Source organism: Clavibacter michiganensis subsp. insidiosus (assembly GCF_002240565.1).
Taxonomy (GTDB): Bacteria; Actinomycetota; Actinomycetes; order Actinomycetales; family Microbacteriaceae; genus Clavibacter; species Clavibacter insidiosus.
This window is the reverse complement of sequence record NZ_MZMO01000001.1, coordinates 2,396,406-2,414,872: the sequence shown is the minus strand read 5'-3', so window position 1 is coordinate 2,414,872 and position 18,467 is coordinate 2,396,406. Positions and strand designations below refer to the sequence as shown.

Sequence of the window (18,467 nt, the reverse complement as noted above, 5' to 3'; positions counted from 1 at the left end):
CCCGGAGGACGGCGCCCGTGCATCGAGCGGTCGGCTACTCGCCGGACGTGACCTGCTTCGGCGCGGACCCGCCGGACTTGAGCGCGGCGAGGCGCGCCTCGACCTCGGTCAGCTCACCGAGGTCCTCGAGCTCCTCGAACTGCGCGTCGAGGCTGGATGCCTGCAGCTCCTCGGCGCCGCGGACGCGGGCCTCCTCGCGGCGGATCTTCTGCTCGAAGCGGCTGACCTCGCTGGTGGGATCCATGATGTCGATGCTCTTCATGGCGTCCTGCACCTGCGACTGCGCCTGCACCGTCTTCTGGCGGGCGTTGAGCTCGTCGCGCTTCGACGACAGCTGCTGCAGCTTGCCGCGCATCGTGTCGAGGCCCTGCTTGAGCTTCTCGACGACCTCGGTCTGCGACGCGATGGTGGGCTCCGCGCCCTTCGCCTCGCTCTCCGACTGCATCTGGCGCTGCAGCGCGACGCGGGCGAGCGCGTCGAACTTGTCGGCGTTCGGGGTGTTGCCGGCGTTCCGGTACTCGTCCGCCTTCGTGCTCGCGGCGAGGGCCTTGCGACCCCAGTCCTGCGCGGCCTGGACGTCCTCGCGGTGGTCGTCCTCGATCATGCGCAGGTTGCCGATGGTCTGGGCGACGGCGCTCTCGGCCTCGCGGATGCTCTCCGTGTAGTCGCGGACCATCTGGTCCAGCATGAGCTGCGGGTCCTCGGCCTGGTCGATGAGGTTGTTGATGTTGGCCTTCGCGAGCTGGGCGATGCGGCCGAGGATGGACTGCTTGGACATGGGTGCTGCTCCTTCTCGTCTGGTGCTTCGGCGGAATGGGTTGATCATGGGTCGCTCTCGTTCTCGTCGTGCTGCTGGTCGTCGCTAGAAGTCGCCGCCGCCGAAGCCGCCTCCGCCGCCGAAGTCGCCGCCGCCGAAGCCTCCGCCGAAGCCCCCGCCGCTGAAGCCGCCGCCGCCACCACCCCAGCCGCCGCCTCCGCCGCCGCTGAGCAGGCCGCCGATGATTCCGCCCATGATCGCGCCGCCGAAGGCGTCACCGCCGCCGCGGCCGCCCATCATGCCGCCGCCGTAGCCGCCGTATCCGCCGCCCTGGTCGAGGTCGCGCTGCGCGGCCTCGATGGCCTGCGCGGAGTACGCGGTGGCGGCCTGCGCCGCGGCGACCGCCCGTACGGGATCGCGCGGCGCGGCCTCGTGCGCGTCGTCGAGCGCGCGCTGCGCGTGGGCGAGGCGCGTGCGCGCCTCCTCGCCGACGCCGCCGCGACGGGTGGAGATGAAGTCGCGGGCGGTGGCCACCTGGCTCTCTGCGGTGGACAGCGCGCGCGGCAGGTAGCCGATCGCGCGCTGCACCTGCTCCTGCTGCTCCCGCACGGGCGCGAGCGCCTCGTCGAGCCGGGCCTCCGCCTCCTGCAGCAGCGTGACGCTCGTGAGCGGATCCGCGAGACGGCCCTGCAGCGGCTTCGCGTCGGCGATGGCCTGCTCGGCCGCCTCCACGAGCCGGGTCAGCTCCGGCATGCGCCCGCCGCGCTGGGCGGCGCGGGCGTCCTGGATGTCGCTGCGGACGTCCGCGATCTCCTCCTGCACGCGCGTGGACGCGTGCTCGAGGTCGGACGAGACGCGGTCGACGCCGTCGAGGAGCTTGCCGGCCTGGCCGACCGCCTGCTGCGCCGCGCGCACCTTGACCGCGATCTCGCCCGTGGACGCGCGATCGCCCGCGCGGATCGCCTCGGCGGCCTCCTGGGCGGTGTCGGTCGCGAAGGAGAGGAGCGAGCGGGCCTGGTCGACGTTGCCCGTGACGGTCGTCATCGACGGGCCGGCGTAGCGGCGGCCGAGGAGGTCCACCGCCTCCTGCGTCCGCTCGATGCGCGACTTCAGCGACTCCGCGTCGGTGACGATGGCGGCGAGGGTCTGGGGCGCGTTCTTCTCCAGGGCACGCAGCTCCTCGAACGACGCGGCCTGAGCGTCGAGCTCGGCCCGCGCCTCCTCGCACAGGTCGACGATGCGCGCGGCCCATGTGCGGCGCTCCTCGTCGGTGTCCTCGATGGTGTCGTCGAGCTTCTGCTTCAGCGCGAACGCCTCGCGCACCTTGCCGCCCGCCGACGCGAGCACCTCCCGGTACGGGCCGACCGCGCCGGATCCGAACTCCGCCTCCGCGAAGCCCACCTCCTGCTCGCTGGTCTCGAGCGCGTCGTCGAGCTGCACGAGCATGCTGCCCGCGCGCTGCTCGGCGGTCCTCATCTCCGCGAGCGCGATCTGGCGCTTCGCGGCGACGGCCTTCCGCTTCTTCCGGCGGCCGACGAGGGTCGTGACGACGGCGGCCAGGAGGATCGCGCCGAGCACGTAGAGGAGGACGAGGCCGAAGTCGATGCCGGAGTCGTTGCCGGATGAGGGGGTGGATCCCGTGCCGGTCTCGGCGACCGTGCCGGTCTGGGAGATGGACTGGAGGCCCTGCGCGGCGTCGATCGCCGCGCCGGACCAGTCGCCGTCGCTCAGACGCGGCGCGACCACCTGGTCGGTGAGCTGCGTCCGCTGCGCGACGGACACGCTGTCCGGGACGCCGAGCGTGAACTGTCGCCCGTCGACGGCGACGGCGAGGATCGCGTCGGTCGACCCGAAGCCGTTGGCGTCCTTCGTCGCCTGCCCCCAGGCCGCCTGGTTCGCCGCGCCCGTGAACGTGTCGACGTACGCGACGTGGAGCGTGACCCCGGTCTGCTCCTGCAGCTGGTCGATCGCCTGCTGGATCTGCTGCTCCTGCGCGGACGTGACGGCATCGACCGGATCGACGATCGAGGCCCCGCCGAAGTCCACCGGCTCCGTGGCCTGCGCCATCTGGGGCACGAGAGCCCCGGCCAGGCCGAGCGCGAGCGCGGCCCCCAGCAATCTCGCGGACCGCGGCATGCGACTCCTCCGTCGTCTCAAGTTCGTGCTCCGTCCAGGCTAGTGGCGCGGGTGCCTGCGGTGGCCGTGAGGATGGCGGCCGCGCGGGTCACGCGAGCTCCGTTGTCGTGCGGTCGCGCGGATCCCAGCGGCGGAGGCCGACGGCCGGGGCGTCGAGCGGGTCGATGCGGCCGAGCGCCTCCACGGCGGCGCCGAGCTGCTCGGTCGTGAGCCGCAGGGCGATCGAGATGTGCGGCGTCCACGATCCGGGGCGCGTGTGCGGGACGACCTCGACAGGCGCGGCGTCCGCGTCCGCGTCGGCGGTCGCCTGGTCGACGGCCGCGTGGATCCGCGCGTGGAGGTCGACCAGCGCCCGGTCCACCACCACCTGCCGCGCGAGCACGAGTCCCCGCGGCGGCACGCCGAACACCACGAGCCCGCCGAGCCGGAGCGTCGGCAGGGGAGCGGAGGCGACGAGGCCGCGGACGGCGTCGTCCGCGGATCCGCCGAGGCCGTCGGCCGCCAGCAGCGTCACGTGCGGGCGGTTGGTCTCCCCGGCGTGGTCGGCGAGGCTCGGCAGGCCGGCGTCGGCGACGGCGCGCCACGATGCGCGGATCGCGGCGTCGGATGCCGCGTCCAGCGTGAGCTCGAGGCTGCCGGCGCTCAGGGGCGGGGCGGTGTCGCGGGCGGGACGGGACCCTGGCCGCCGCGGCCGCCGTCGGGGCCGAGCTTGCGCAGCTGGTCGTCGGCGGCCTGGCGCGCCTTCTGGATCTTGTCGGCGTGCTTGCTGCCGGTGGCCTTGTCGGCGATGCCGGACACCTTGTCGATGGCGGTGCGGCCGACGTCCTGGCCCTTGGACGTGCGCAGGAAGCCGGTGGCGGCGGCGGCGATGCGGGACAGCTTCACGGGTGGTCTCCTCTGGAGGGGATCGGGTGGGCCGCCGTGCCGGGCGGCGCGGCGGTCGTCCTGCGTCCATCCTGGCGTGCCGCGCCTGTGCTGGAGCGGGGAGTCTCCCCGGGAGAGGGAATGCGTCGGCGCTCCCGGCCCGTGACGGCGGCACGGCGGGCCTCGTCGCCGGTGCTACCCTGGATCCGCGCTCGCGCGCACCCTGGCCCCCATAGCTCAGGGGATAGAGCACTGCCCTCCGGAGGCAGGGGCGGAGGTTCGAATCCTCCTGGGGGCACACCTTCCCATATCCCGTGTTGGTGCGGTGAGAGGCCGGTCCCGTCCGCGGGGACGGCCTCTCGTGCGTCCGGGGACGCGCATGGACTCCTCGGCACCCGAGCGCGACGGCGGGATCCGCCGGCCGGACGGCGGCGACGGGGTCACGCATGGCTGCGTGATGGTGGTCGCATCGACTCGACTCGACGCGCGCTCGCGGGGCGGCAGGGGCGGAGGACGCGTGAACACACGCGGCGGGGCCCGAGACGGGTCTCGGGTTCCCGCCGCGTGGTGCTGGGCCCAACTGGGGGAGCGGGCCTGAGGAAGAAGGTAGCGAAGGACGGGCGCGACGACCACGCTGACCGGTACTGGAAAAATCCAGTGGCAGCCCGACCAATCCGATTCCTGCAGGATGTCGAACGCGCGTCCCGGATACCGCATCATGCGATGGCAGGCCACCGCTGGCGGGTCCGCCCCGCTCTCCTCCCGCGCGAGCCGGGCGTCCGCAGCCGGTCGGCCTAGGCTCGGAGCATGGCTGACGACGACGACTCCACCCCGGTCCGCGACCTCCTCAAGGGCGCGAAGCCGAAGCCCCACGACTTCCCCGAGCTCGACCCGGCCCACCTGCCCGAGGACCCGATCGACCTCGTCATCGACTGGATCCGCGACGCCGTCGCCCACGACGCCGCCGAGCCCAACGCGGTCGTCCTCGCCACGGCCGACGCGGACGGGAGGCCCAGCGCGCGCACGCTGCTGCTCAAGGACGTGACGCCCACGGTCGACGACGAGCCCGGCGCGCTCTGGATCTCCTCGCTCGCCGACAGCCCCAAGGGGCGCGACCTCGAGGCCAACCCCCGCGCGGCGCTCGTCGTGTACTGGCGGGAGCGCGGGCGCCAGATCCGCGCGACCGGGCCCGTCTTCCACGGGGACCGCGAGGTGAGCGAGCGCGACTTCCTCGCCCGGCACCCGTCGTCGCGCGCCGAGGTCATCGCCGGCGACCAGAGCGAGCCGATGCCCGACGCCGCCGAGCGCGACGCGCGGATCGCGCGGGCGCGCGAGGCCGTGGAGCAGGATCCGGAGCTCGTCGCCGAGTCGTGGCGCGCCTACGTGCTCCAGCCGACGGTCGTCGAGTTCTGGCAGGCGACCGAGGACCACGGGCAGCTGCGGATCATGTACCGGTCGGGGCCCGACGGATCCTGGTCGCACACGCTCGTCTGGCCATGAGGCCCGCCGCCGCCGACGCGTGTTGCGGGACATGACGCGCGGCGTGCGATCCCGCGGGCGACGCCGCACACTGGATCCATGCCCGCCCCCCTCCGCCTCGCCGTCGTGCAGGTGACCCGCTCCCGCCCCGAGGCCGCCGCGTACAACACGCTCGTGCAGGGCCTCAACGCGCGCGTCGCCGAGGTCGCCGACGCGGCCGGCTGGCTGGTCGAGAACATCGCCGCGGAGGACGAGGGCGTCGAGTCGCTGCTCGCCCGCACGCGCGAGGCCGATGCGGTCGTCATCATGGGCGGCGAGGACGTCGCCCCGCGCTTCTACGGCGGGCCCGCCGAGTACGAGGGTCGCTCGACGCACCGCGAGGTCGCGGACGCCGGGCAGATCGCGCTCGTCCGCCGTGCCGTCGCCGAGGGCACGCCGCTGCTCGGCATCTGCCGCGGCGCCCAGATCGTCAACGTCGCGCTCGGCGGCACGCTCCAGCAGCACATCGAGGGCGTGGGGGAGCACCGCAACGACGCGACCGAGATCACGGCCGTCATGCGCGACCACGACGTGCGGGTCGCCGCGGGCACCCGGCTCGCCCGCGTGCTCGGATCCACGGACGTCGTCGTGCGGAGCGCGCACCACCAGGCGGTCGACCGCCCGGGCACGGGCCTCCGCGTCGTCGCGGTCGCGCCCGACGGCGTGCCGGAGGCGGTCGAGCACGAGAGCGCGCCCGTCATCGGCGTCCAGTGGCACCCGGAGGACCCGGGCGCCGCGCGCGACCAGCTGCCCGCCCTGCTCGACGCGCTCGCCGAGGCCTGCGCGCTGCGCGAGCCCGCCGACGACGCGCGCACCGCGGCCGCCTGAGCCGACACCGACCCGGACGACCGCGGCGCGCACGACGACGCCGCACGGGTCAGGGCATCACGTCGCCGCTGTTGGGCCCGAGCGCCCGGGCGACGAACAGGTTGCCGTCGGGATCCGCCGCCAGCAGCACCGCGGTCGGCGCGACCTCGTCGACCGTGCCGAACCGGCCGAGCGGCAGCTCACGGCGCTTGGCGTCCTTCCAGTCCTCCGAGATGGCGTCGACGAGCGGCGTGGAGATCGGTCCCGGCGCGATGACGTTCGCGAGCACGTTCGAGCCGGACACCTCGAGCGCGAGCGACTTGGTGAGCGCGATGACCCCGGCCTTCGCGGCCGCGTAGCGCGCGAGGCCCACGCCGCCCTTCTGCCCGAGCTGCGAGGCGACCGTGATGATGCGGCCGTCGCGCCGCTCGAGCATCCCCGGCAGCACGGCGCGCGTGAGGAGGAACACGCTCGTGAGGTCGACGTCGATCGTGCGCTGCCAGGTCGCGAGGCTCATCTCCGCGACGGGCGCCTCGGTGAGGATGCCGTGCGAGTTGACGAGCACGTCGATCCGGCCGAGCAGCCGCCCGGCCTCCGCGACGGCCTCCGCGGCCCGCGCCTCGTCGGACACGTCGGCGACGACCGCGCCCACGGCGCCGATCCGCCGCGCCTCGTCGTGCACGGGGGCGCGAGGTCGAGCAGCACGACGTCGGCGCCCGCGAGCACGAAGTGGCGCGCGATGGCGGCGCCGATCCCGCTGGCGGCGCCCGTCACGAGCGCGGTGCGCCCGCGCAGCCGGTCGCTGCGGGGCACGGACGCGGTCACTCCTGCATCCGGATCGTCAGGCCGCCGTCGACGGTGAGGGTCTGCCCTGTCACGTAGGCGGCGTCGTCGGAGGCGAGGAACGCGATGACCGACGCGACCTCCTCGGGCCGGCCGACGCGCCCGGCGGGGATGCGGTCGCCCGCGCGCCGGAGGCCGTCGGCCCCGAGGGAGTTCACCGCGTCGAGCGACTGCGGCGTCTCGATGAGGCCCGGGATGACGGTGTTCGCCCGGATCCCGCGCGGCGCGAGCTCCACGGCCGCGCTCCGCACGAGGCCGACGACCCCGGCCTTGGCCGTCGCGTGGTGCGCATGGTCGCGCCAGCCGTGGACGCCGCCCGCGATGGACGACACCGCCACGATCGAGGGACCGCTGCCGAGGAGGGGCTCGGCCGCGCGGATCACGCGCATCACGCCGCCGAGGTCGACGCCGAGCACCTCGTCCCACCGCTCGTCGGTCATGGCGCCGAGGGGCGCGCGGTGGAGGATCCCGGCGGCCGCGATCACGTGGTCCACCTGGCCGTACTCCTCGAGCGCGGCCCGCACGAACGCGTCGACGGACGCGGTGGACGCCACGTCGAGGTCCACCGCGATGCCCGTGCCGCCGACCGCGCGCACGGCATCGAGGGTCGCGCCCGCGTCGTGCGGGTCGCCGGGGAAGCGGCCGACGACCACGCGGTCGCCCCGCGCGGCGAGGCGCACGGCGGTGGCCCGGCCGATGCCGGACGCCCCGCCCATGACGAGCGCGACGGGTGCCGCGCCGGTCACGCGGTCGCCTCGCGGGACTCGCCCGTGGGCTTGGCGAGCAGCATCACGAGCGCCGAGGCGAGGATCCCGCCCGCGCCCACCCACAGCGCGGCCTGGCCGAACGACATCGCGCTCGCCGTGAGGCCGGTGAGCAGGAAGCCGCCGAGGATGGCGCCCGGCTGGCTCATCGCGCCGATGAAGCTGGATCCGGTCGCCCGGCGGCGTCGGCGCCGGGGTGGACGCTGACGCAGTCCACGCGGATCCGGTCGAAGCGCGGGCTGGGCGCGGGGAGGAGCGGCAGCGCGCGCGGCCGGCGGCTCAGGCGGACGCCGTCGCCGACCACGCGGCCGAGGGGCGCGCCGTCGCGGGCGGCGAAGGCGTCGGGATCCAGCGTGCGGGCCTTCACCAGGCCGTCGGCGGCGAGGACGCGCGAGGCGAACACGGCGAGCACGCCGGCCCCGCGCTCCTCGGGCGACGCGGCGACGACGATGGCGTCGCGCAGGTTCCCGGGTCCGTCGCCCTCCGGGTCGTCGGCCGAGCGCTGGGCGCACGTGAGCACCACGAGTCGCGGATCGTCCGTCACCAGGTCGAGGAGGAACGCCGTCTCCTCGAGCGCGTCCGCGGTGGTGCGGAGGTCGGCGTGCATCAGCGCGAACGTGTTGACCCGGAGGACGTCGCGCGCGGCGACGGTGACGCCGGGCGGGAGGGCGGGCACGGATCCGAGCAGGCGCTCGGCGCGATCGGCGGCGACCGCGGACCCGTCGGCGCGTGCGCGCGAGGAGATGGTCCCGCCGGTGGCGAGCACGAGGACGTGGGGCATCCGCACCCGCAGCATGCTCGACCGCCGGGTCGACGGCATGATCTTCGGCGACGCGCACCTCGACGACCCGCTGCTCGACGAGCTCGCGGAGGAGGGCCTGCCCTTCGTCCTCGTCTCGCGCCGCCGCGGCGACCACGTGGCCGTCACGTGCGACGACGCGACGGGCGGCCGGCTCGCGGCCGAGCACCTCATCGCGCAGGGGCGCACCCGGCCGGCCGTGCTCGCGGGAATGTCGTTCGCCTCCACCGCGGTCGACCGCACGCGCGGCTTCCTCGAGGCGGACGCCGAGGCCGGGATGCCCGTGCCGCCCGAGCGCGTGATCCAGCGGGGCTTCGACGCCGCGGCGGGCCGGGAGGCGACCGAGGCCGTGCTCCGCGACGGGCAGGCGCCGGACGCGCTCTTCGCGACCAACGACTTCGCCGCGATCGGCGCGATGGGGGCGCTGCGCGACGCGGGCCTGTCCGTGCCCGACGACGTCGCGCTGGTCGGCTACAACGACACCGCGCTCGCGGCATCGGGATCCATCGGGCTCACGAGCGTGCGCTCGCCCGTGCACGAGATGGGGCGGCTCGCCCAGGAGACGCTCCTCGCGCTCGTCGACGGGCCGGCACCCCGCCTGAGCCCCGGCGTCGCGGGCCCGCGCACCGGGCCGGGCGGATCCGATGCCACGATGGACGCATGCGCCGCGACGTCTCCTCCATGCTCGAGCTGCAGCTATCCGGCGAGAGCGAGATGGCCTTCGCGGTCGCCGTCGCCCGGGGCGCGGAGATCGCCTCCGAGCACCTCTCCTTCGCCCTCGACGGCCGCGCGATCGAGGCGACCGAGGTGGTCGACCGGCACGACACCCGCCTGCACGTGCTGACCACGGGCGCGGGCGTGCTGACGATGGAGTACCGCGCCACGGTCACGGGCCGCCGCGACCCCGTGCCCGTCGACGACGTCGACCTCTGGATCTACCGCCGCCCGAGCCGCTACTGCGAGTCGGACACGCTGTTCCCCACGGCCCGCGGCGAGTTCCGCGGCCTCGACGGCCTGCCCCTCCTCGCCGCGGTGCGCGCGTTCGTCGCCGACTCGCTCCGGTACGCGCCGGGATCGAGCCTCCCGACCGACGGCGCCGTCCGCACGCTGCTCGCCCGCCGGGGCGTCTGCCGCGACTACGCGCACCTCGTGATCGCGATGCTCCGCGCGCTCGACGTGCCGGCGCGCCTGGCCGCGGTCTACGCGCCGGGCCTCAGCCCCATGGACTTCCACGCGGTCGCCGAGGCGTGGGTCGACGGCGCGTGGCACGTCGTCGACGCGACCGGGCTCGCGCCCCGGCAGAGCCTGCTGCGGATCTCCACGGGTCGCGACGCCTCCGACACCGCGTTCCTCACGAACACGCGGAGCCTGGTGACCATCTCGCGCATGGAGGTCATGGCCACGGTGGACGAGCTGCCGGTCGACGACGCCGCCGCGGCCGTGCGCCTGGGCTGAGCCTCGGGATCAGCCGCCGACGGTCTTCAGCACGGCGTTGCCGAGGTCGGCGTGGTCGCCGGGCTCGTAGAACGACGCGGAGCGCATGACCACCATGTGCTCGGAGGAGTAGATGGTGGCGACGCCGACGGCGTCCTGCAGCTCGAAGTAGGCCTCGACGCCGGACGGGTAGCCCGCGATCGGGTCGGCCAGGAGGATGGCCGCGTCGCGCCGCGACTGGAGCTCCGCCGCGACGGGCTGGGCCACGTCGATCTCGACCGCGGTGCCGTCCGACGAGCGGAAGGCGCAGGCGATGCCCTGCATGGCGAGGACGTCGGCGCGCAGGCCGTCCGTCGAGGTGTCGGCCGGGAGCGCCTCGCTCGCGAAGCCGGGGCCGAACTCGGCGAGGTCGGGCAGGAGCTGCGCGCACGTGGTGCTGACCGGGGTGCCCTTCGGCGGCGCGGGCGTGGGGGAGGCGCTGGGGCCGGTGCCGGATCCGCCGCCCTGGGCTTGCCCGCCGCCGGCACTCGCGGAGGGGCTGGGCGTCGCCGGCTGGAGCGGGGCGGGGTTCGAGCAGCCGCTGAGGAGCATGGCCACCGCGATGCCGACGGCCGCCGTGGCGGGGAGGGAGCGGGCGATGCGGGGCCGGGTGGGCGCGGGGAGGCGGACGGGCATGGTGGTGCTCCTTCGGATCCGGGCGCGCCGCGGGGTGCGACGCTCGGCGCGCGGCATCGTGCCACGAGCGGGAGGCGGGATCGACACCCTACCGAGCCCGGGCGGTGCCCCGCTGGGACGCTCCGGCGCGCGGGGGGCCGCCCGCGCGGGCGCACGGGCCGGGCGGGTCGGGTCGCGCCCGCCGGTAGGATCGATCCCCATGACGACCCCTGACCTGACCGGCGCCCTGTTCGACATCGTGGCCCGGACGGCAGGACGACGACCGGGGGGCGACGCCCTCGCGCTCCGCCCCGACATGGTCGTGCTCGAGCGCCCGCGCAACCGCGACCACGGCGACTGGGCCACCAACATCGCCATGCGCATCGCGAAGCCGCTGGGCGAGAACCCGCGCACCATCGCGGCCGACATCGCCGAGGCGCTCGGCGAGCTGCCGCAGGTCGCGAAGGTCGACGTCGCGGGTCCCGGCTTCATCAACATCACGCTCGAGGCCGCCGCCGCGGGCGCCCTCGCGCGCACCATCGTGGACGCGGGCCCCGCCTACGGACGGGGCACGACGCTCGACGGAGTCCGCATCAACCTCGAGTTCGTCTCCGCGAACCCGACCGGCCCCATCCACCTGGGCGGCGTGCGCTGGGCCGCCGTCGGCGACAGCCTCGCGCGCATCCTCCAGGCCGAGGGCGCGGACGTCACGCGGGAGTACTACTTCAACGACCACGGATCCCAGATCGACCGCTTCGCGCGCAGCCTCCTCGCGAGCCACCTCGGCGAGGACACCCCGGAGGACGGCTACGGCGGCGCCTACATCGGCGAGATCGCCGAGCGCGTCGTGGAGGGGTACGACGGCGACATCGGAGCCCTCTCCCGCGAGGAGCAGCAGGAGGTGTTCCGGAGCGCCGGCACCGAGCTCATGTTCGGCGAGATCAAGCAGAAGCTGCACGACTTCGGCGTGGACTTCGACGTGTTCTTCCACGAGGACTCGCTGCACGAGTCCGGCGCCGTCGACCGCGCCGTCGCGCGCCTGAAGGAGCTCGGGCACGTCTTCGAGGAGGACGGCGCCGTCTGGCTCCGCACCACGACCTTCGGCGACGACCGCGACCGGGTGGTCATCCGCTCGACCGGCGAGCCCGCCTACATCTCGGGCGACCTCGGCTACTACCTCGACAAGCGCGAGCGCGGCTTCGAGCAGAACATCATCATGCTGGGCGCCGACCACCACGGCTACGTCGGCCGCATGATGGCGATGGTCGAGGCGTTCGGCGACACCCCGGGCGTGAACCTGCAGATCCTCATCGGCCAGATGGTCAACCTGCTGCGCGACGGCGAGCCCGTGAAGATGAGCAAGCGCAACGGCACCATCGTCACGCTCGACGACCTCGTCGACGCGGTCGGCGTGGACGCGGGCCGCTACGCGCTCGTGCGCTCCTCCGCCGACCAGAACCTCGACATCGACCTCGCGGTGCTCGGCAAGCGCACCAACGACAACCCCGTCTTCTACGTGCAGTACGCCCACGCGCGCACCTGCGCGGTGGACCGCAACGCGGCCGCGTCGGGCGTCGACCGGAGCGCCTTCGCGCCGGAGCTGCTCACGCACCCGACCGAGTCGGCGCTCCTCGGGCTCCTGCAGGAGTTCCCGCGGATCGTGGCCCAGGCCGCGGAGCTGCGCGAGCCGCACCGGGTCGCCCGCTACATCGAGGAGCTCGCGGGCTCCTACCACCGCTGGTACGACAGCTGCCGGGTCGTCCCGCGCGGCGACGAGGAGGTCACCGACCTGCACCGCACGCGCCTGTGGCTGAACGACGCGGTCCGGCAGGTGGTCGCCAACGGACTCGACCTCGTGGGCGTCTCGGCCCCCGAGCGCATGTAGGGGAGCGGATCATGTCGGGGCGGTTCCAGGGCACGGAGGTCTTCGAGGCGCCCGAGCGCCGCGACCCCCGGGAGGCCAGGCGGCGGCGCCGCGGCCCGCGCGGCGGCACCGTGTTCATCTGGCTCCTCGTGCTCGCGGTGATCGGCGTCGGGCTCGCGTTCGGCCTGCGGATCATCGACCAGACCGTGCGCGGGGTGGCCCAGGACCAGGCCGAGAAGCAGATCGCCGACCAGCTGCCCGGCCAGATCACCGGGCGGGTCAATGTCTCGATCGAGGGCGACTGGGTCATCCCGCAGCTCATCCGCGGCACGCTCGACCGCGTCGTGCTCGACGGCCCGAACCTCCAGGCCGACGGCACGCCGTTCCAGGCGCACATCGTCGCGACCGACGTGCCGACCGACCAGGAGCGCACCGTGGGGAACGTGGTCGCCACCGTGTCGATGGACCAGGATCCCGCCAGCGCCCTGCTCGCGAAGACCGCCGGCACGCCGCCCGACCTGCGCTTCGGCGACGGCACGCTCGGCTACTCCGGGTCCACGCGCGTCCTCGGCCTCACGCTCGGCTACACCGTGGCCGCGGAGCCCGTGCTCCGCGACGGCTCGACGATCGTCATCACGCCGTCCGAGGTCGAGCTGCAGGCCGGGTCCCTGAGGATCGACCTCGCGCAGACCATCCAGGGGATCCGCGACATCACCTACCCCGTGTGCGTGGCCCAGTACCTCCCCGCGGGCGTCCAGGTGCAGGACGTGACCGTCGCCGACGGGCGCGCGTCGATGACGGTGCAGTCGTCCTCGGTGAAGCTCACGCGCGACTCGCTCGGGGTCACCGGCAGCTGCGGCTAGCCGCTCCCGGCCGGGCCCCGACGACCGTCGTCACATGGGCGGGGCCCTCTCCCGCGTCGGTAGGATTGCTCGCACCGCCCCCTTCGGCTCCAGGGACCACACCGGGTCCGCTCGCCATCCCGCACGTCCGCCCCGCGTACGAACAGGTGACCTCCGTGACCGCGAACCCGCTGGCCCCGTCCTGGCTGCAGCTCCCCGACGACGCGAACGCGCTGGATCCGGCCGTCTGGTCCCGCGGGGCCGCCCGCGGTGACGACGGCGCCCTCCGCATCGCCGGGGTCCCCGCCACGGACCTCGCCGCGCGCTTCGGCACCCCGCTCTACGTGATGGACGAGGACGACGTCCGCGCCCGCGCGGCCGAGACGCTCGCGGCGTTCACGCGCGAGGCGGCCGCCGTCGGCACGAGCGCCCGCGTCTACTACGCAGGCAAGGCGTTCCTCAGCATCGAGGTCGCGCGCTGGATGGTCGAGGAGGGCCTCCACATCGACGTCTGCTCGGGCGGGGAGCTCGCCGTCGCGCTCGCGGCCGGCGCGGATCCCGCCCGCCTCGGCTTCCACGGCAACAACAAGTCGGTCGCCGAGATCGACCGCGCGGTCGGCGCGGGGATCGGCCAGGTCGTCATCGACAGCCCGGTCGAGGTGGAGCGCGTCGCCGCCGCGGCCGCCGCGCACGGCCGCGTCCAGCCCGTGCGCCTCCGCGTGAACAGCGGCGTGCACGCCCACACGCACGAGTACCTCGCCACCGCCCGCGAGGACCAGAAGTTCGGGATCACGCTCGCCGACGCGCCCGGCCTCGTCGCGCGGATCCGGTCGCACGCGTCCCTCTCCTTCACGGGCCTGCACGCGCACATCGGCAGCCAGATCTTCGAGACCGACGCCTTCCTCGAGTCCGCCCGCCGGCTCCTCGACCTGCACGAGCGGCTGCTCGCCGACGGCCCCGTGCCCGAGCTCAACCTCGGCGGCGGCTTCGGCATCGCGTACACGTCGGTCGACCGGCCGGTGCCGGTGCCCGAGATCGCGCGGCGGCTCGCGCGCATCGTCGGCGACGAGTGCGGGCGCCGGGGGATCGCGGTGCCCGTCATCGCGGTCGAGCCCGGCCGCAGCATCGTCGGCCCCTCCACGGTCACCCTCTACTCGGTCGGCACCGTCAAGGACGTGCTCGTGACCGTCGGCGGCGTCGACGGCGAGGTCGCCGAGGCCTCCTCGGCGACGGGCGACATCGAGGACCCGCGCATCGCCGAGGAGGCGGAGACCGCCGTCCGCCGCTACGTGAGCGTCGACGGCGGCATGAGCGACAACGCGCGCCCCGCCCTCTACGGCGCCGACTACTCCGTGCGCATCGCGGGCCGGGCCTCGGATGCGGTCCCCGCCCTCGTGCGCATCGCCGGCAAGCACTGCGAGAGCGGCGACCTCGTCGTCCTCGCCGACTACCTGCCGGGCGACGTCCGCCCCGACGACCTCCTCGCCGTCCCCGCGACCGGCGCCTACTGCTGGGCGCTCGCGAGCAACTACAACTGGATCGGCCGCCCGCCCGTCGTCGCCGTGCGCGACGGCCAGGCGCGCGTCATCGTCCGCGGCGAGACCGAGGCCGACCTGCTGGCGCGCGACGCGGGCACGCCCGCGGCCGCATCCCCCGACGTGAACGGAGCACGATGATCGAGTACCGGAACCTGCGCGTCGCCCTGCTGGGCTGCGGCTCGGTCGGCACCCAGGTGGCGCGGCTCATGCGGGAGCACGGCGACGAGCTGGCGCAGCGCGTGGGCGCGCGGCTCGAGCTCGTGGGCGTCGCGGTGCGCGACGCCGAGGCGCCGCGCGACCCCGCGGTGCCGCGGGAGCTGCTCACCACGGACGCCGAGTCGCTCATCCTCGGGGCCGACATCGTCATCGAGCTGATGGGCGGCATCGAGCCCGCGCGCACGCACATCCTCGCCGCCATCTCCTCGGGCGCGGACGTCGTGACGGCCAACAAGGCGCTGCTCGCGACGCACGGGCCCGAGCTCTTCGAGGCGGCCGAGCAGGTCGGCGCGCAGCTCTACTACGAGGCAGCGGTCGCGGGCGCGATCCCCATCATCCGGCCGCTCCGGGACAGCCTCGCGGGCGACCGGGTCGAGCGGATCCTCGGCATCGTCAACGGCACGACGAACTACATCCTCGACGAGATGGACGCCCTTGGCCTCGGCTTCGACGAGGCGCTCGCGACCGCCACGGAGCTCGGCTACGCGGAGGCGGATCCCACGGCCGACATCGAGGGCTACGACGCCGCGCAGAAGGCCGCCATCCTCGCGAGCCTCGCCTTCCACACGCGCGTGCCCGTCGAGGCCGTGCATCGCGAGGGCATCACGGGCCTCTCGTCCGCGCAGTTCGACTCCGCCCGCAAGGCCGGGTACGTGATCAAGCTGCTCGCCATCTGCGAGCGCCTCACGGATCCCGCCACGGGCCGCGACGCCGTCTCCGCCCGCGTCTACCCGGCGCTCGTGCCGCGCGACCACCCGCTCGCCGCGGTGCACGGCGCGAACAACGCCGTGTTCGTCGAGGCCGAGGCCGCGGGCGACCTCATGTTCTACGGCGCGGGCGCAGGCGGAGTGCAGACCGCGTCCGCCGTCCTCGGCGACGTCGTCTCCGCCGCGCGCCGCCACGTCGTCGGGGGTCCCGGCGTCGCCGAGTCGACGCACGCCGACCTCGAGACGCTGCCCGTCGGCGCGATCACGACCCAGTACCAGATCACGCTGCAGGTGGCGGACGAGCCGGGCGTGCTCGCCCGCATCGCGCAGCTGTTCAGCGAGCACGGCGTCTCCGTGGAGACGCTCGAGCAGACCACGCACCAGGCCCCCGTGGCGGGAGGGGCGGGCGACCGGCCCACCGCTAGCCTGGTGATCGGCACGCACCGCGCCACCGACGCGGCCCTCCGGGCCACCGTCGACGCGGTCTCGAACCTCGACGCGGTGACGGCAGTCGCGAGCGTCCTCCGAGTAGAAGGAGCCTGATGGCCCACCAATGGCGCGGACTGCTCCGCGAATACGCCGACCGCCTCGACGTCACCGACGCGACCCCGATCATCACGCTCGGCGAGGGCGGCACGCCGCTCATCCCCGCGCCCGCGCTGTCGGCCCGCACGGGCGCCCAGGTCTGGGTCAAGTACGAGGGCATGAACCCGACGGGATCCTTCAAGGACCGCGGCATGACCATGGCGATCTCGAAGGCCGTCGAGCACGGCGCGAAGGCCGTCATCTGCGCGTCGACCGGCAACACCTCGGCGTCGGCCGCGGCGTACGCGACGCACGCGGGCATCACGGCCGCCGTGCTCGTGCCCGAGGGCAAGATCGCGATGGGCAAGCTCAGCCAGGCCGTCGCCCACGACGCGCAGCTGCTCCAGGTGCGCGGCAACTTCGACGACTGCCTCGACATCGCGCGCGAGCTCAGCGCGAACTATCCCGTCCACCTCGTGAACTCGGTCAACAACGACCGCATCGAGGGCCAGAAGACGGGCGCGTTCGAGGTCGTCGAGGTCCTGGGCGACGCGCCGGACTTCCACCTCATCCCCGTCGGCAACGCCGGCAACTACACCGCGTACACGCGCGGCTACCGCGAGGACCTCGAGGCCGGCAACGCCACGAAGCTGCCGCGCATGTTCGGCTTCCAGGCCGCGGGCAGCGCGCCCATCGTCGGCGGCGCCATCGTGAAGGACCCCGACACGATCGCCAGCGCGATCCGCATCGGCAACCCCGCCTCGTGGAAGCTGGCGCTCGAGGCGCAGCTGCTCACCGACGGCTACTTCGGCGCGATCTCGGACGCCAAGATCCTCGAGGCGCACCGCATCCTCTCCGCGGAGGTCGGCATCTTCGTCGAGCCGGCGTCGGCCATCAGCGTCGCCGGGCTCCTCGAGCGCGCCGAGGCCGGGCAGATCCCGAAGGGCGCGACGGTCGTCCTCACGGTCACGGGCCACGGCCTCAAGGACCCGCAGTGGGCGCTCCGCACCGCGGACGGCTCGGACGTCGCCCCCACGAGCGTGGGCGTCGACATCGCCGAGATCGCGGGCGTGCTCGACCTGGTCGCGTCGTGACCGACGGTCCGATGACCTCGGCGCTCCCGATCGGGCGGCGCGTGCAGGTGCGCGTGCCCGCGACGAGCGCCAACCTCGGCCCCGGCTTCGACACGCTCGGACTCGCGCTCGCGCTGTACGACGACCTCACGGTGACGGTGCGCGACGCGCCCGGCGCGACGGTGGACGTGCGCGGCGTCGGCGCGGGCGAGGTGCCGACCGACGCGACGAACCTCGTGGTCACGGCCATCGCCCACACGTTCGCGGCGTTCGACCAGCCGATGCCGGGCCTCGACCTCGTGGCGGAGAACCGGATCCCGCACGGCCGCGGCCTCGGCTCCTCCGGGGCGGCCATCGTGTCCGGGATCATGGCGGCGCAGGGCCTCCTCGCCGGCACGGTCGAGATCGACGCCGACGCGCTCCTCCGCCTCGCGACCGAGATGGAGGGCCACCCCGACAACGTCGCGCCCGCGCTCTTCGGCGGCCTCACCATCGCGTGGGTCGACGAGACCGGCCCGCAGCACAAGAAGCTGGCCGTGCACCGCGGCGTCTCGCCGCTCGTGCTCGTGCCCGTCGCGACCATGTCCACCGCGCTCGCGCGCAGCCTGCAGCCGGAGTCGGTGCCGCACGAGGACGCGATCTTCAACGTGTCGCGCTCGGCCCTGCTCATCGCGGCGCTCATCCAGAGCCCCGAGCTGCTGCTCGCCGCCACCGAGGACCGCCTGCACCAGGACTACCGCGCCGCCGCGATGCCCGAGACGAACGAGCTCGTGCACCTGCTGCGCGAGCGCGGCTACGCGGCCGTCGTCTCGGGCGCAGGTCCCTCGCTCCTCGTCCTCGGCAGCGACCCGGGCCAGCGCCTCACGGCCGCCGAGCTCGTCGCGGAGCGCAGCACGAACCCGTGGACCGCGCTCATGCTCGCGGTCGACGTCAAGGGCTCGACCGTCCAGGTCGTCGCCGAGGGATCCGCGCCCACCGTCTAGCCGGATAGCGCGGCGCCCCCGCACCCGGCGCGCCGTTCCCCCCGCGGGCGGGGCGCCGGGTGCTACGCTCTGTTCGACCCCGGAATCAACGGATCCACGCATGCGCGTCGGAGATCCGGTCCCGGTGGTCGTTCCTCACCACT

General features: G+C 74.5%; 19 protein-coding genes and 1 tRNA gene. 11 read left to right on the top strand and 9 right to left on the bottom strand.

Features of this window, described 5'->3' with window-relative positions; genetic code table 11:
* Positions 1-34: 34 nt before the first annotated feature.
* The 4 genes from B5P21_RS11690 to B5P21_RS11675 form a co-directional block, all read right to left on the bottom strand.
* Positions 35-778 carry a PspA/IM30 family protein gene (locus tag B5P21_RS11690; protein WP_043587651.1) on the bottom strand — a complete coding sequence of 248 codons (744 nt, stop codon included), beginning with the start codon at positions 776-778 and terminating at the stop codon, positions 35-37.
* Positions 779-862: 84 nt separating this feature from the next.
* Positions 863-2,893 (bottom strand): TPM domain-containing protein, encoded by a 2,031-nt coding sequence (locus B5P21_RS11685; RefSeq protein WP_094171178.1) that lies wholly within the window; start codon positions 2,891-2,893, stop codon positions 863-865.
* 88 nt (positions 2,894-2,981) lie between these two features.
* A complete protein-coding gene (locus B5P21_RS11680; protein ID WP_172457249.1) occupies positions 2,982-3,488 on the bottom strand; it encodes a 2'-5' RNA ligase family protein in 507 nt (168 codons plus the stop codon).
* 47 nt (positions 3,489-3,535) lie between these two features.
* Entirely contained in the window at positions 3,536-3,778 is a 243-nt protein-coding gene (locus B5P21_RS11675; protein ID WP_045527188.1) for an antitoxin, read from the bottom strand.
* A gap of 205 nt (positions 3,779-3,983) precedes the next feature.
* On the opposite strand from B5P21_RS11675, the gene B5P21_RS11670 reads away from it, so the two are divergent.
* The 3 genes from B5P21_RS11670 (at position 3,984) to B5P21_RS11660 (ending at position 6,103) form a co-directional block, all read left to right on the top strand.
* Positions 3,984-4,055 (top strand) — tRNA-Arg (locus B5P21_RS11670).
* 509 nt (positions 4,056-4,564) lie between these two features.
* Positions 4,565-5,257, top strand: a complete 693-nt coding sequence (locus B5P21_RS11665) for a pyridoxine/pyridoxamine 5'-phosphate oxidase (protein WP_045527189.1) — start codon at positions 4,565-4,567, stop codon at positions 5,255-5,257.
* A gap of 78 nt (positions 5,258-5,335) precedes the next feature.
* Entirely contained in the window at positions 5,336-6,103 is a 768-nt protein-coding gene (locus B5P21_RS11660; protein WP_045527191.1) for a gamma-glutamyl-gamma-aminobutyrate hydrolase family protein, read from the top strand.
* Positions 6,104-6,152: 49 nt separating this feature from the next.
* Here B5P21_RS11660 and B5P21_RS11655 read toward each other — a convergent pair whose 3' ends face one another.
* From B5P21_RS11655 to B5P21_RS11640, 4 genes are all read right to left on the bottom strand, one after another.
* On the bottom strand, positions 6,153-6,764 hold the full coding sequence (locus B5P21_RS11655; RefSeq protein ID WP_236688802.1) for an SDR family oxidoreductase: 612 nt from the start codon (positions 6,762-6,764) through the stop codon (positions 6,153-6,155).
* A 139-nt stretch (positions 6,765-6,903) separates the two neighbouring features.
* Positions 6,904-7,671: an SDR family NAD(P)-dependent oxidoreductase gene (locus B5P21_RS11650; RefSeq protein ID WP_045527194.1), complete on the bottom strand. Its 768-nt coding sequence runs from the start codon at positions 7,669-7,671 to the stop codon at positions 6,904-6,906.
* Complete coding sequence (locus B5P21_RS11645) at positions 7,668-7,838, bottom strand: hypothetical protein (RefSeq protein ID WP_236688803.1); 171 nt, start codon at positions 7,836-7,838, stop codon at positions 7,668-7,670. Before B5P21_RS11645 ends, B5P21_RS11650 begins: the two co-directional genes overlap by 4 nt.
* Positions 7,835-8,470: an asparaginase gene (locus tag B5P21_RS11640; protein WP_236688804.1), complete on the bottom strand. Its 636-nt coding sequence runs from the start codon at positions 8,468-8,470 to the stop codon at positions 7,835-7,837. The genes B5P21_RS11645 and B5P21_RS11640 overlap by 4 nt, the downstream gene beginning before the upstream one ends.
* On the opposite strand from B5P21_RS11640, the gene B5P21_RS11635 reads away from it, so the two are divergent.
* A complete protein-coding gene (locus tag B5P21_RS11635; protein WP_246865282.1) occupies positions 8,445-9,332 on the top strand; it encodes a substrate-binding domain-containing protein in 888 nt (295 codons plus the stop codon). The genes B5P21_RS11640 and B5P21_RS11635 overlap by 26 nt on opposite strands.
* On the top strand, positions 9,239-9,943 hold the full coding sequence (locus B5P21_RS11630; protein WP_246865327.1) for a transglutaminase-like domain-containing protein: 705 nt from the start codon (positions 9,239-9,241) through the stop codon (positions 9,941-9,943). Before B5P21_RS11635 ends, B5P21_RS11630 begins: the two co-directional genes overlap by 94 nt.
* A 9-nt stretch (positions 9,944-9,952) precedes the next feature.
* On the opposite strand, the gene B5P21_RS11625 is transcribed toward B5P21_RS11630, so the two are convergent.
* On the bottom strand, positions 9,953-10,597 hold the full coding sequence (locus tag B5P21_RS11625) for a hypothetical protein (RefSeq protein ID WP_045527197.1): 645 nt from the start codon (positions 10,595-10,597) through the stop codon (positions 9,953-9,955).
* Between the two features lie 199 nt (positions 10,598-10,796).
* Between B5P21_RS11625 and argS the strand changes: the two genes are divergently transcribed.
* From argS to thrB, 6 genes are all read left to right on the top strand, one after another.
* Positions 10,797-12,461 (top strand): arginine--tRNA ligase, encoded by a 1,665-nt coding sequence (argS, locus tag B5P21_RS11620; RefSeq protein WP_045527199.1) that lies wholly within the window; start codon positions 10,797-10,799, stop codon positions 12,459-12,461.
* Positions 12,462-12,472: 11 nt separating this feature from the next.
* Positions 12,473-13,303: an LmeA family phospholipid-binding protein gene (locus B5P21_RS11615; RefSeq protein ID WP_045527201.1), complete on the top strand. Its 831-nt coding sequence runs from the start codon at positions 12,473-12,475 to the stop codon at positions 13,301-13,303.
* Positions 13,304-13,458: 155 nt separating this feature from the next.
* A complete protein-coding gene (locus B5P21_RS11610; protein ID WP_045530206.1) occupies positions 13,459-14,958 on the top strand; it encodes a diaminopimelate decarboxylase family protein in 1,500 nt (499 codons plus the stop codon).
* On the top strand, positions 14,955-16,286 hold the full coding sequence (locus B5P21_RS11605; protein ID WP_045527202.1) for a homoserine dehydrogenase: 1,332 nt from the start codon (positions 14,955-14,957) through the stop codon (positions 16,284-16,286). The genes B5P21_RS11610 and B5P21_RS11605 overlap by 4 nt, the downstream gene beginning before the upstream one ends.
* Positions 16,286-17,362 carry a threonine synthase gene (gene thrC, locus B5P21_RS11600; protein ID WP_045527203.1) on the top strand — a complete coding sequence of 359 codons (1,077 nt, stop codon included), beginning with the start codon at positions 16,286-16,288 and terminating at the stop codon, positions 17,360-17,362. Before B5P21_RS11605 ends, thrC begins: the two co-directional genes overlap by 1 nt.
* Positions 17,363-17,373: 11 nt before the next feature.
* Entirely contained in the window at positions 17,374-18,324 is a 951-nt protein-coding gene (gene thrB, locus B5P21_RS11595) for a homoserine kinase (RefSeq protein WP_045530208.1), read from the top strand.
* The last annotated feature ends 143 nt before the right edge of the window (positions 18,325-18,467 follow it).

What these genes read in the sequence shown, in the direction of transcription:
- B5P21_RS11690 (WP_043587651.1), bottom strand. Translation starts at nt 778, where the DNA reads ATGTCCAAGCAGTCCATCCTCGGCCGCATCGCCCAGCTCGCGAAGGCC.
- B5P21_RS11685 (WP_094171178.1), bottom strand. Translation starts at nt 2,893, where the DNA reads ATGCCGCGGTCCGCGAGATTGCTGGGGGCCGCGCTCGCGCTCGGCCTG.
- B5P21_RS11665 (WP_045527189.1), top strand. Translation starts at nt 4,565, where the DNA reads ATGGCTGACGACGACGACTCCACCCCGGTCCGCGACCTCCTCAAGGGC.
- B5P21_RS11660 (WP_045527191.1), top strand. Translation starts at nt 5,336, where the DNA reads ATGCCCGCCCCCCTCCGCCTCGCCGTCGTGCAGGTGACCCGCTCCCGC.
- B5P21_RS11645 (WP_236688803.1), bottom strand. Translation starts at nt 7,838, where the DNA reads ATGAGCCAGCCGGGCGCCATCCTCGGCGGCTTCCTGCTCACCGGCCTC.
- B5P21_RS11640 (WP_236688804.1), bottom strand. Translation starts at nt 8,470, where the DNA reads ATGCCCCACGTCCTCGTGCTCGCCACCGGCGGGACCATCTCCTCGCGC.
- B5P21_RS11625 (WP_045527197.1), bottom strand. Translation starts at nt 10,597, where the DNA reads ATGCCCGTCCGCCTCCCCGCGCCCACCCGGCCCCGCATCGCCCGCTCC.
- argS (WP_045527199.1), top strand. Translation starts at nt 10,797, where the DNA reads ATGACGACCCCTGACCTGACCGGCGCCCTGTTCGACATCGTGGCCCGG.
- B5P21_RS11615 (WP_045527201.1), top strand. Translation starts at nt 12,473, where the DNA reads ATGTCGGGGCGGTTCCAGGGCACGGAGGTCTTCGAGGCGCCCGAGCGC.
- B5P21_RS11605 (WP_045527202.1), top strand. Translation starts at nt 14,955, where the DNA reads ATGATCGAGTACCGGAACCTGCGCGTCGCCCTGCTGGGCTGCGGCTCG.
- thrC (WP_045527203.1), top strand. Translation starts at nt 16,286, where the DNA reads ATGGCCCACCAATGGCGCGGACTGCTCCGCGAATACGCCGACCGCCTC.
- thrB (WP_045530208.1), top strand. Translation starts at nt 17,374, where the DNA reads ATGACCTCGGCGCTCCCGATCGGGCGGCGCGTGCAGGTGCGCGTGCCC.